Source organism: Acidihalobacter prosperus, from assembly GCF_000754095.2.
Taxonomy (GTDB): Bacteria; Pseudomonadota; Gammaproteobacteria; order DSM-5130; family Acidihalobacteraceae; genus Acidihalobacter; species Acidihalobacter prosperus.
This window is the reverse complement of record NZ_JQSG02000006.1, coordinates 229,738-241,497: the sequence shown is the minus strand read 5'-3', so window position 1 is coordinate 241,497 and position 11,760 is coordinate 229,738. Positions and strand designations below refer to the sequence as shown.

General features: G+C 63.7%; 9 protein-coding genes. 8 read left to right on the top strand and 1 reads right to left on the bottom strand.

The window, feature by feature from the left end:
• Nucleotides 1-239: 239 nt before the first annotated feature.
• The 5 genes from tkt (at nucleotide 240) to fba (ending at nucleotide 7,343) form a co-directional block, all read left to right on the top strand.
• The gene (gene tkt / locus THPRO_RS11870) at nucleotides 240-2,234 is read left to right on the top strand and encodes a transketolase (protein ID WP_065089683.1); all 1,995 of its coding nucleotides are present in this window, start codon (nucleotides 240-242) and stop codon (nucleotides 2,232-2,234) included.
• A gap of 66 nt (nucleotides 2,235-2,300) precedes the next feature.
• Nucleotides 2,301-3,308 (top strand): type I glyceraldehyde-3-phosphate dehydrogenase, encoded by a 1,008-nt coding sequence (gap, locus tag THPRO_RS11865; protein ID WP_038093481.1) that lies wholly within the window; start codon nucleotides 2,301-2,303, stop codon nucleotides 3,306-3,308.
• A 114-nt stretch (nucleotides 3,309-3,422) separates the two neighbouring features.
• Nucleotides 3,423-4,601: a phosphoglycerate kinase gene (locus THPRO_RS11860; RefSeq protein WP_038093483.1), complete on the top strand. Its 1,179-nt coding sequence runs from the start codon at nucleotides 3,423-3,425 to the stop codon at nucleotides 4,599-4,601.
• Nucleotides 4,602-4,727: 126 nt separating this feature from the next.
• Nucleotides 4,728-6,173, top strand: a complete 1,446-nt coding sequence (gene pyk, locus THPRO_RS11855) for a pyruvate kinase (protein ID WP_038093486.1) — start codon at nucleotides 4,728-4,730, stop codon at nucleotides 6,171-6,173.
• Nucleotides 6,174-6,278: 105 nt separating this feature from the next.
• A complete protein-coding gene (fba, locus tag THPRO_RS11850) occupies nucleotides 6,279-7,343 on the top strand; it encodes a class II fructose-bisphosphate aldolase (protein ID WP_038093488.1) in 1,065 nt (354 codons plus the stop codon).
• 94 nt (nucleotides 7,344-7,437) lie between these two features.
• Here fba and bioD read toward each other — a convergent pair whose 3' ends face one another.
• The gene (gene bioD, locus THPRO_RS11845) at nucleotides 7,438-8,130 is read right to left on the bottom strand and encodes a dethiobiotin synthase (RefSeq protein ID WP_065089682.1); all 693 of its coding nucleotides are present in this window, start codon (nucleotides 8,128-8,130) and stop codon (nucleotides 7,438-7,440) included.
• A gap of 329 nt (nucleotides 8,131-8,459) precedes the next feature.
• Between bioD and THPRO_RS11840 the strand changes: the two genes are divergently transcribed.
• The 3 genes from THPRO_RS11840 (at nucleotide 8,460) to THPRO_RS11830 (ending at nucleotide 11,692) form a co-directional block, all read left to right on the top strand.
• On the top strand, nucleotides 8,460-8,759 hold the full coding sequence (locus THPRO_RS11840; protein WP_145930850.1) for a hypothetical protein: 300 nt from the start codon (nucleotides 8,460-8,462) through the stop codon (nucleotides 8,757-8,759).
• A gap of 9 nt (nucleotides 8,760-8,768) precedes the next feature.
• On the top strand, nucleotides 8,769-9,365 hold the full coding sequence (locus tag THPRO_RS11835) for a hypothetical protein (RefSeq protein ID WP_038093491.1): 597 nt from the start codon (nucleotides 8,769-8,771) through the stop codon (nucleotides 9,363-9,365).
• A 68-nt stretch (nucleotides 9,366-9,433) separates the two neighbouring features.
• Complete coding sequence (locus tag THPRO_RS11830) at nucleotides 9,434-11,692, top strand: beta strand repeat-containing protein (protein ID WP_038093492.1); 2,259 nt, start codon at nucleotides 9,434-9,436, stop codon at nucleotides 11,690-11,692.
• The last annotated feature ends 68 nt before the right edge of the window (nucleotides 11,693-11,760 follow it).

Below are 11,760 nucleotides of genomic sequence, written 5' to 3'. Positions count from 1 at the left end.
GTCATAAGTCGATCTCTCGGTCACATATAAGAAAGTGTCGCTATTGCTCCCGTACGATGAGTCGGGTAACAATGGCAATCTTTTTGAGTCCGGGGCGGGCGTGTGCGGCGGTTGCCCGCGCAACGCCTCGGGCGCGCCTAGCGGCTGGTGCCGGGTTTGCCTCGTCGCGCATCCCCGACGTGGACCCGGCGCCGACACGGGCCCAACGGATTCGTCCAGTCTATAGGGAGATCTTAGCTATGCCTTCGCGTAGAGAGCTTGCAAACGCCATCCGTGTGCTCAGCATGGATGCGGTACAGAAGGCCAAGTCCGGCCACCCGGGTGCACCCATGGGTATGGCCGATATCGCCGAGGTGCTGTGGAACGACTACATGCAGCATAACCCCGGCAATCCCGGTTGGGTCAACCGTGATCGCTTCGTCATGTCCAACGGTCATGGCTCCATGCTGGTCTACTCGCTGCTCCATCTGACGGGCTACGACCTGCCGATGGATGAGCTCAAGCGCTTCCGCCAGCTGCATTCCAAAACCCCTGGGCACCCCGAGTACGGCTACACGCCCGGTGTTGAAACCACGACGGGACCGCTGGGTCAGGGCATCACCAACGCGGTCGGCATGGCCATCGCGGAGAAGGCGCTGGCGGCGCACTTCAATCGCCCCGGTCATGAGGTCGTCGACCATCACACCTATGTCTTCCTCGGCGACGGCTGCATGATGGAAGGCATCTCCCACGAGGCCTGCTCGCTTGCCGGCACCTTGGGGCTGGGCAAGCTGATCGCCTTCTACGACGACAACGGCATTTCCATCGACGGCGAGGTCGAGGGCTGGTTTACCGACGACACTCCGGCCCGCTTCGAGGCCTACGGCTGGCATGTGGTGCGCGACGTCGACGGTCACGACGCCGGCGCGGTCAAGGCGGCCATCGAGGCCGCGCGCGCCGTCACGGACAAGCCGACCATGATCCAGTGCAAGACCATCATTGGCTGGGGTTCGCCCAACAAGCAGGGCAAGGAAGAATGCCACGGCGCCGCGCTGGGCGAGGAAGAGGTCGCCCTGGTGCGCAAGACCCTGGGCTGGAATCACCCGCCCTTCGAGGTGCCCGAGGAGATCTACGAGGGCTGGAGCGCGCGTGAGCGCGGCGACACCCTGGAGGCGGCCTGGCACGAGCGCTTCGCGGCCTATCAGGCGGCTCACCCGGAACTCGCGGCCGAATTCGAACGCCGCATGAGCGGCGAGCTGCCGGCCGACTGGCAGGAGAAATCCCAGGCCTATCTGCGCCAGGTGATCGAGAAGGGCGAGACCATCGCCTCGCGCAAGGCCTCGCAGAACGCCATCGGCGGCTACGCGCCGGCGCTGCCCGAACTGCTTGGCGGCTCGGCCGACCTGGCCGGTTCGAATCTCACGATGTGGTCGGGTTCCAAGGGCGTCAGCCACGCCGATGCCGACGGCAACTACATGTTCTATGGCGTGCGCGAGTTCGCCATGACGGCGATCATGAACGGTATCGCCCTGCACGGCGGCTTCATCCCCTACGGCGGCACCTTCCTGATGTTCTCCGACTATGCGCGCAATGCGATCCGCATGGCGGCGCTGATGAAGCAGAGGGTGGTGCTGGTCTACACCCATGATTCCATCGGCCTCGGCGAGGACGGCCCCACCCATCAGCCGATCGAGCAGGTGGCCAGCCTGCGCCTGATCCCGAACCTGGATGTCTGGCGTCCCTGCGACGCGGTCGAGACCGCGGTGGCCTGGAAGCGCTCGATCGAGCGTCAGGACGGCCCCACGGCACTGATTCTGTCGCGTCAGAATCTGCCGCACCAGGCGCGCAGCGAGGAGCAGCTTGCATCCATCGCCCGCGGCGGCTATGTCCTCAAGGATTGCCAGGGCACGCCCGAGGCGATCCTGATCGCCACGGGCTCCGAGGTCGCGCTGGCCATGGATGCGGCGGCACAGCTGGAAGCCAAAGGGCGCAGGGTGCGTGTGGTCTCCATGCCGTCGGTCGAGGCGTTCGAGGCGCAGGACGAAGCCTATCGCGAGGCGGTGTTGCCGCGCGCGGTGCGCGCGCGGGTCGCCGTCGAGGCGGGCGTGACCCATTTCTGGGGCAAGTACGTGGGCATGGACGGAGCCGTGGTCGGTATCGACCGCTTTGGCGAGTCCGCGCCCGCCGGCGAGCTTTTCAAGTACTTCGGCTTCACCGTCGAGCATGTGGTCGAGGCGGTGGAAGGAGTGCTCTGAGCCCGCACGGGCGACGCGCCGACAGAGCGCGCGCGATACGAGTTGCTTAATGACTGGGAGAGTCACATGACTGTGAAAGTAGGTATCAACGGCTTCGGTCGCATCGGCCGCATGGCCTTCCGCGCCATCGTGCAGGAGACGGAGTTCAACGGGCTGGAGGTGGTCGCGATCAACGATCTGCTCGACGCTGACTATCTGGCCTATCTGCTCAAGCACGATTCCGTGCATGGCCGTTTCAAGGGCGAGGTGGTCGTCGAGGGCGGCCAGCTGATCGTCAACGGCAAGCCGATCCGACTGACCGCCGAGCGCGATCCCGCGAACCTGAAGTGGGGCGAGGCGGGTGTCGATCTGGTGATCGAGTGCACAGGTTTTTTCCTGACCGAGGAAACCTGCCGGAAGCACATCCAGGCCGGTGCCAAGAAGGTGGTGCAGAGCGCGCCCTCCAAGGACGCCACGCCGATGTTCGTGTACGGCGTCAACCACGAAACCTATGCGGGTCAGGCCATCGTCTCGGCCGCTTCCTGCACCACCAACTGTCTGGCGCCGGTGGCTAAGGTGCTCAACGACGGGTTCGGCATCAAGCGCGGCCTGATGAGTACCGTGCACGCCGCCACCGCCACGCAGAAGACCGTGGACGGCCCGTCCGGCAAGGACTGGCGCGGCGGTCGCGGCATCCTGGAGAACATCATCCCGTCCTCCACCGGTGCCGCCAAGGCCGTGGGCAAGGTGTTGCCCGCGCTCAACGGCAAGCTCACCGGCATGGCCTTCCGCGTACCGACCTCCGATGTTTCGGTAGTCGATCTGACCGTCGAGCTCGAACGTGCGGCCTCGTATGCCGATATCTGCGGCGCCATGAAGTCGGCCGCCGAGGGCGAGCTCAAGGGCGTGCTGGCCTATACCGAGGAGAAGGTCGTGTCGACCGACTTCCGCGGTTATCCGGCACCCTCGATCTTCGACGCTACCGCCGGCATCGCCCTGGACGAGACCTTCGTCAAGGTTGTGGCCTGGTACGACAACGAGTACGGCTATACCTGCAACATGCTGCGTTTCGTCCGTCACGTGGCGGCGAACTGATCGTTGTGACCCATCTGGGGCGCCGCTGGCGCCCCAGATTTCGACGATGGAGAGATTTTCGGTAATCCTCTACATCCCATTACCCAAAATCTTTCGAACCCAGGAGCGCCAGGTATGTCCTTCATCAAGCTGACCGACCTCGATCTCGCCGACAAACGCGTACTGATTCGCGCCGACCTCAATGTGCCGCTCAAGGACGGCAAGGTCAGTTCCGATCAGCGTATCCGCGCCTCTCTGCCGACCATCGAGCATGCGCTGGCTGCCGGGGCGCGGGTCATGGTGATGTCGCATCTCGGCCGCCCCGAGGAGGGTGTCTACGACGAGCAGTATTCGCTCGCGCCGGTGGCCGATCATCTGGGCGCCCTGCTTGGGCGCCCGGTGCGCCTGGTGAAGGATTACCTGGACGGCGTGACGCTCGCCGCCGGCGAGCTGGCCATTCTCGAAAACGTACGCTTCAACAAGGGCGAGAAGAAGGACGACGAAACCCTGGCCAGGCGTTATGCGTCGCTGTGCGACGTGTTCGTGATGGATGCCTTCGGTACCGCGCACCGCGCTCAGGCTTCCACCCATGGTGTGGGCCGGTTTGCGCCGGTGGCCTGTGCCGGCCCGCTGCTGGCCGGCGAACTGGAGGCCTTGGGCAAGGCGCTGGACAATCCCGCGCGGCCGATGGTCGCCATTGTCGGCGGCTCCAAGGTCTCGACCAAGCTGACGGTGCTGGAGTCGCTGTCCAAGATCGTCGATCAGTTGATCGTCGGCGGCGGTATCGCCAACACCTTCATCGCGGCAGCCGGCAAGCCGGTCGGCAAGTCCCTGTACGAAGCCGACCTGATCGATACCTGCCGTCAGTTGACCGCCGACGCGCAGTCGCACGGCGCCGATATTCCGGTGCCGGCCGACGTGGTTTGCGGCAAGGAATTTTCCGAGTCGGCCGTCGCGGCACTCAAGTCGACCGACGAAGTTGCCGACGACGACATGATCTTCGACGTCGGTCCGCAGACCTCGGCGCGCTTCGCCGAAATCCTCAAGAGTGCCGGCACCATCGTCTGGAACGGCCCGGTCGGCGTGTTCGAATTCGACCAGTTCGGCGAGGGTACCAAGGCGCTGGCCGAGGCGATCGCCGAATCCGACGCCTTCTCGATCGCGGGTGGCGGCGACACGCTGGCCGCCGTGGATAAATACGGCATTGCGGACCGGGTGTCCTACATCTCCACCGGTGGCGGCGCCTTTCTCGAGTTCCTCGAAGGCAAGCAATTGCCCGCGGTCGCCATGTTGGAGGCGCGCGCGCGGGATTGACGACGGCGATCGGGACCGATTGTCACGTCCCGGCCATCTGCGCGGTTTAGGGTGCCGGAAGTCAACCGGACGCGTCGCCTGCGGCGTATTACGCAGGCACACACGGCTCAAAGGAGTCCACAGAGCATGCGACGAACCAAGATAGTGGCGACCATGGGGCCTGCCACGGACGAGCCAGGCGCGATCGCGGCGATCGTGCGGGCGGGCGTTGATGTCGTCCGACTCAACTTTTCCCACGGCAGTCCTGAATCCCATCGCGAGCGCGCGAGACTGATCCGTGCCGAGGCCGAGCGCCAGAGCCGCTATGTGGCTGTGCTCGGCGACCTGCAGGGCCCAAAGATCCGCATCGACCGTTTTGCCCAGGGCAAGGTGGAACTCGTCGACGGCGCACACTTCATCCTCGATGCGGCGCTTGGCCGCGACGACGGTAGTCAGGAGCGCGTGGGGCTCACGTACAAAACGCTGCCCGATGACGTGGTGGCGGGCGATGTGCTCCTGCTCGACGACGGTCGCGTGGTGCTTGAGGTCGAGCGTGTCGAAGGCGCCGAGATTCACACCCGGGTGGTGGTCGGCGGCGAACTCTCGAACAACAAGGGTATCAATCGTCAGGGCGGAGGTCTTTCGGCCAGCGCCCTGACCGACAAGGATCGCGAGGATATCCGCACCGCCGCGGAAATCGGTGTCGATTATCTGGCCGTGTCCTTCCCGCGCAGCGCCGACGACGTGCATGAGGCGCGTCGCCTGCTGCGCGAGGCCGGCGGGCAGGGCGGCATCGTGTCGAAGATCGAGCGCGCCGAGGCTCTGCCGGTGATCGAGGAAATCATCGAGGCCTCCGACGTGATCATGATCGCGCGCGGCGATCTTGGTGTTGAGATCGGCGATGCCGAGCTGCCGGGTGTGCAAAAGGATCTGATTCGCAAGGCCCGCAGCATGAACCGGGTGGTGATCACGGCGACGCAGATGATGGAGTCGATGATTCAGAATCCGATCCCCACGCGGGCAGAGGTGTTCGACGTCGCCAACGCGGTGCTCGACGGTACCGACGCGGTGATGCTCTCGGCCGAGACGGCCACGGGGCGTTACCCGGCCAAGGCCATCGCGGCGATGGGCCGGATCTGCGAGGCGGCGGAAAAGCGTCGTTCGGCCATGGTTTCCGAACATCGGATGGACGTCGAGTTCCAGTATGTCGACGAGGCCATCGCCATGGCGACGATGTACACGGCCAATCATCTCAAGGTGCGCGCGATCGCGGCGATGACCGAATCCGGTTCGACCTGTCTTTGGATGTCCCGCATCAGCACCGGCATCCCGGTCTATGCGCTGACCCGTCACGAGCAGACGAGCCGCAAGGTGTCGCTTTATCGCGGGGTGTATCCGATGGCCTTCGAGACGATTCAGTCCAGTCACGCCGAGGCCAATCGCCAGGCGGTCAAGCTGCTGCTCGAACAGGGCGTGGTGAGCGAGGGCGACCTGGTGATCATCACCAAGGGAGACATGATGGGTATGCACGGCGGCACCAATGCGATGAAAATCGTGCGCGTGGGCGACCCGATCCTGTCGGACACCGCCTGATGCAGGCGATGGGCCTGCGCCTAGCCTGATGCCGGGCCGAGGTGCGTTCGAAAACCGAATTCATGCAGTACCTACAATTCCACCACGATACCTAAGGAGGTCAACATGGCCCTCATTTCGTTACGTCAGTTGCTGGATCATGCCGCCGAACAGGGTTACGGCATGCCGGCCTTCAACGCCAACAACATGGAGCAGGTGCATGCCATCATGGATGCCGCCACCGCGGTCGACAGCCCGGTGATCATCCAGGCCTCCGCCGGTGCGCGCAAGTATGCCGGCGAGCCCTTCCTGCGCCACCTGATCGTGGCGGCCGCCGAGCAGTATCCTGACATCCCGATCGTACTGCATCAGGATCACGGCGCCGAACCGGCGGTGTGCTTCCGCTCGATCCAGTCCGGCTTCACCTCGGTGATGATGGACGGTTCGCTGCAGGCCGACATGAAGACGCCGTCGACCTACGAGTACAACGTCGAGGTCACGCGCAAGGTCGTCGAACTGGCGCACGCGCTCGGCGTTTCCGTCGAGGGCGAGTTGGGCTGCCTGGGCTCGCTCGAGACCGGCATGGCGGGCGAGGAAGACGGTAGCGGCGCCGAGGGCGTGCTCGACCACAGCCAGCTGCTGACCGATCCGGAAGAGGCCGCCGACTTCGTCAAGAAGACCGGCGTCGACGCGCTGGCCATCGCCATCGGCACCAGCCATGGCGCCTACAAGTTCACCCGCCCGCCGACCGGCGACATCCTGGCCATTCAGCGCGTCAAGGAAATCCACGCGCGCATCCCCAACACTCATCTGGTGATGCACGGTTCCTCGTCGGTGCCGCAGGAATGGCTGCAGATCATCAACAACTACGGCGGCGACATGGGGCAGACCTATGGCGTGCCGGTCGAAGAGATCGTCGAGGGCATCAAGCACGGCGTGCGCAAGGTCAACATCGATACCGACCTGCGCATGGCCAGTACCGGCGCGGTGCGCAAGTTCCTGGCCGAGAACCCCAAGGATTTCGATCCGCGCAAGTGGCTCAAGGCTTCCACCAAGGCGATGAAGGACATCTGCCAGGCCCGTTTCGAAGCCTTCGGTTCGGCCGGTCAGGCGTCCAAGATCAAGGCCCTCGGCCTTGAGGCGATGACCAAGCGTTATCAGAGCGGCGAGTTGGATCCCAAGATCAACTGAGCGAGTCGCAAGCGACGCAAGACGAGAAGGGCGGCCGAGAGGCCGCCCTTTTTTATTGGCTGCGAATCATTGCGCGATGGAGGTAAACGGGCATTCAACGGATCAGGTGTTCTGCCAGTGCCGCCGCCAGCGGCGCCATTCCGTCGGTGTCGGCAACGCTATAGAGCGGCGTGTCCGGGGTCAGCGCCGACAGCTCGGTCGCATTGTCGAGTTGCGCAGGTCTCTCGGGGTCAGGCAGGCGGTTGAGCACCACGCCCGCCACGTCGAGACCGCGGCGGGCGGCCGCTTCGAGGGTCAGCAACACATGTCCGATCACGCCCAGACGGTCGGGTGCCAGTATCAGCAAGGGCAGGCGCAGTCGGCTGGCGAGATCGGCATTGAGGCCATCGCTTGCCAGCGGCGAGTAAAAGCCGCCGGCACCTTCCACCAGCAGGAAATCGCCCTGCCTTCCCCCCACCAAACATGCCCGTTCGAGTTTGTCGAGCGTCAGTGAAATACCCTCCAGCGCAGCGGCTCTGGCCGGTGACAGCGCGGCGCTGAGGCGGTAGGGGGCGACCGCTTCAAGCGATTCCCGCTCACCTGCGGCACGTTGCAATGCCAAGGCATCGGCCGGCAGCAGGTTCCCGTCCTCGTCGTGCGCGCACCCTGATTCGACCGGTTTGCGGACTCTGACGCAGCTGCCGCGTGCGTGGAGGGCTGCGGCGAGCTGGCTGGCCAGCGTGGTCTTGCCCGTACCGGTATCGGTTGCCGTCACGAAGAGGCCGGTCGGCGTCCAAGCGTGGTTCATAACACCTCCTTATTTCATGCGCGTCCAAGGTTTAAGACAGATGTTTGCTAAAAAAACCTTTCATAACAATCATTTGAGAATTTGCCCCATGGGCGTCTCATTTTAGAGACGAAACGGTGAGGCTAAGAGCCAGCGAAAGCGGGTTTTTCCACGGTCGCATCATACCTGCCTGTCGCAGCGCTGAGACGATTCGCAGATATTGAGCCTGTGGAATGTATTCAAATTTGGATTGCGCGGATTTTTTGATAATTTTTTTCATTTATTCAATGGCTTGAATCGATGGCACGAAGATTGATATGGCAGGGGGAGAATGCGTATCGAGGATCGCCATGAAGCCGCTTCTAGTCATCAGTCTGCTCGTCGCCAGTGTCCTGTCGAGCGCTACGTGGGCGACCGCCGCCGATACCCGGCTATCCGGTTTCGCCCCGTTGAGCGAGTCGCACCTGGCGGAAGTCTATGGCAAGGGTCTGCCGACGGCCGGCCCCAGCGTCCGAATTCGCGTGCGTACCAGGGTCAGGTTGTGGGATTCGTCGAATACTCGCCCGCAATCCGGAAATATCAATCTCCGCAGCGGCCTCGGCAATACGCAGGCAACCAAATTAAACGTGCTGGTTCCCGTGGTGAGGTGAGGGGTCGATATGAAAACGCTTTATGTCTCTGTTCTCGCGCTTGTCGGGTGTTTCGGCTTCGCGGCGGGCATGTCGGCACACGCTGAGGGTGGCAGTCAGAGTCTGATCGGCGGCCAGGCCCTGCAGGGTGCGAGTGGGGCGCTGGGGCTGAATATCGCGGCGGGTAACGGCAACGTGCAGGCCAATCTCGGCAGTCTTGCCGTGGGCTCGCTTGCAGGATCGGAGGCGCGACTGTCGCAGAGCGCGGTGTCGTCGTCGGCCGGCGGTCAGTTGGGGGCGACGATCACGGGTCAGGTATTTGCCGGCGCCAGCGGTCTATTGCAGGCGAATCAGGCCAGTGGCAGCAGCAACGAAGAGGCAAATAGCGCCGCCATCGGGTTGGGGTCGGTTCATGCGCTGACGGCGGGCGGCCTTGGGCAGCAACTGGCCGCAGTGCCGAATGGCGCGGGCAAGTCAGGGAATGCGGATGGCGGATCAAGAACGGCGAGCATTTCGGCTCAGGCATTTGATCGCGCGCACGGCGTTTTACAAGTAAGCCAGGCGGCTGGTAACGACAACCGCCTGGCCAACGGTTTCTCCCTGCAGGTTGAGGGAGCAGTCCCCTGACGGGGTGGTTCGCGGTAACGGTCATTACCGCATTTTTATGGATGCACTTGAAGTGTAAGGAGAGCGAAATGAATAAGCAATTTAAGCTCGGTGCGCTGGCGGTGGCGATCGGGGCCGCCATGGCGGCACCTGCGGCCTATGCGAGCGGCGGCGAGCACGGTACGACGAGTTCGGCGGTCGCGAACCTGTCCAGCGACCAGGCGAGCATGGGTATCGGTTCCGTGTCGATGGATGCCAGCAATCAGGCCAAGGCCAATCATAAGGTGCTGCAGAATGCCAGCGGCAACATCGGCCTCAACGTGGCTGCCGGCAGTGAGAACATGCAGGCCAACAATGCCACGCTCGGGATCGCGGCAGGTTCGCTGCTGACGCGCACCAGTGCCGAGGCCTCGGTGGGCAATGCCCAGGTCGGCAACATCGACAGCTTCTCCATGAGCCTCTCCCCATGGTGGTGGTACGGTGGTTCCAACAGTGCGACGGTTTCGAATCAGGTGATGCAGAACGCCAGTGGCAATATCGGCCTCAACGTGGCCGCCGGCGATCAGAACATGCAGGCCAACAATACGGGCATTGCCGTCGGCGTCGGTTCGCAGGCCTTTGGCGAGGCCGAGTCGAGCATCGGCAACCTGCAGGATTCCGGACTGTTCTTCTTCTGGGGCGACGGGGACGCGGCGCAGCAGTATGGCTCGAATCAGGCCAGTCTGAGCGATCAGGTGCTGCAGCATGCCAGCGGCAACATCGGTGTGAACGTGGCGGCGGGTGCCGAGAACATGGGCGCGAACAACATGGCGCTGGCGCTCGACACCAATGGCTTGTACGCCACGGCAGGCATCGACAGCCAGCAGATCAGCGGCATGCTGCAGGCCTGGAGTCAGTACGCCCTGAACACGGCCTATCTCAACGATCAGGTGCTGCAGTATGCCGGCGGCAACATCGGCGTCAACGCGGCGGCCGGTCTGCAGAATCTGCAGGGCAACAATCTGGCCGTATCGACTGCGGGTGCGGGCTATCCGAGTTCGCCCGTCGCCACCAAGAGCAGTAGCTCGGCGAGCGTCTACAACGGTCAGATGGCGAACGTGCTCAACGCCTCGGAAAATACCGGCGGCAATAACAGCGCGAGTGTTAGCAACCAGGTGCTGCAGCACGCCTCCGGCAACATCGGCGTGAACGTGGCGGCCGGTACGCAGAACATGCAGGCCAACAACAGCGCGATTGCCGTGAGCTGGGGCACGAAGTCGAACGGTGTCGCGGCAGGCAGCGCGGAAAACCGTCAGAGCTCCGGTCCGTTTGCCTTCGGTGGCAGCCGTTACAGCTACAACCAGGCAGGCCTGGGCGATCAGGTGCTGCAGGATGCCAGCGGCAACATCGGCGTCAACGATGCCGCGGGTGCGCAGAACCTGCAGGGTAACTCCCTGTCGGTGGCGTACAACAATGCCGGCAAGCGCGCCATTTCGATGATCGGCAATGATCAGGCGAGCGTTGCTCAGTTCGCCGCGAACCAGGGTTACGGCTGGTGGTTCGGCGGGCAGAACACAGCGAGCCTGAGCGGCGAGGTCATGCAGCATGCCAGTGGCAACATCGGCGTCAACGTGGCGGCAGGCACGCAGAACATGCAGAGCAATGCCACCGTGGTCTCCAATGCCGCCGGAACGACGGGCAGCACGACCAGCAGCCTGGCATCGATCTGGGATGCGCAGTCCGGCAATAACGGCATGACGCTGTGCCGCTGGATGTACGCACCCAGCGTGGCGCTGCTTTCCCAGACCAGCAACAACGCGTTCATCAATGGCAACGTGCTGCAGGACGCGACCGGCAATATCGGCGCGAACGTGGCTTCCGGCGTGCAGAACATGCAGGGTAACAACACCGCCATTGCGACCGCCTGGGGCACCAAGCTTGGCGGCGATGCCGCCGCGATGGTCTTCGGCAGCCAGACCGCCGGCGGCCTGGCCGGTACGTTGTCGGTGGGCACGCACAACGACGCCAGCGTGTCTCAGTATGCCCTGCAGAACGCCAGTGGCCACATCGGCGTGAACGTCGCTGCGGGTGCCCAGAACATCCAGGGCAACGATCTTGCGTATGCCTACAATCGCGGCGGCCGCAACGGCGTTGCGGTGACCCAGGTTTCGCAGGTCTCGCTGGGCCAGCTGAGCGCCACTCTGCCCAAGGGGGATGGTGATTACGACGGCGACGGCATGATACCGGTCAACACGGCGTCGGTCACGGGCCACGTTCTGCAGAATGCTTCCGGCGATATCGGCCTGAATGTGGCGGCGGGTGCCGGCAATCTGCAGCGCAACACGCTGACCATCAGCGACGCGGATTGAGGTCCGTTCCCTGGGAGGTCCGGTGTTTGCCGGGCCTCCCCTTCTTCCCGCTTCTTTCACGGTTGCCA

What these genes read in the sequence shown, in the direction of transcription:
- tkt (WP_065089683.1), top strand. Translation starts at nt 240, where the DNA reads ATGCCTTCGCGTAGAGAGCTTGCAAACGCCATCCGTGTGCTCAGCATG.
- gap (WP_038093481.1), top strand. Translation starts at nt 2,301, where the DNA reads ATGACTGTGAAAGTAGGTATCAACGGCTTCGGTCGCATCGGCCGCATG.
- THPRO_RS11860 (WP_038093483.1), top strand. Translation starts at nt 3,423, where the DNA reads ATGTCCTTCATCAAGCTGACCGACCTCGATCTCGCCGACAAACGCGTA.
- pyk (WP_038093486.1), top strand. Translation starts at nt 4,728, where the DNA reads ATGCGACGAACCAAGATAGTGGCGACCATGGGGCCTGCCACGGACGAG.
- fba (WP_038093488.1), top strand. Translation starts at nt 6,279, where the DNA reads ATGGCCCTCATTTCGTTACGTCAGTTGCTGGATCATGCCGCCGAACAG.
- bioD (WP_065089682.1), bottom strand. Translation starts at nt 8,130, where the DNA reads ATGAACCACGCTTGGACGCCGACCGGCCTCTTCGTGACGGCAACCGAT.
- THPRO_RS11840 (WP_145930850.1), top strand. Translation starts at nt 8,460, where the DNA reads ATGAAGCCGCTTCTAGTCATCAGTCTGCTCGTCGCCAGTGTCCTGTCG.
- THPRO_RS11835 (WP_038093491.1), top strand. Translation starts at nt 8,769, where the DNA reads ATGAAAACGCTTTATGTCTCTGTTCTCGCGCTTGTCGGGTGTTTCGGC.
- THPRO_RS11830 (WP_038093492.1), top strand. Translation starts at nt 9,434, where the DNA reads ATGAATAAGCAATTTAAGCTCGGTGCGCTGGCGGTGGCGATCGGGGCC.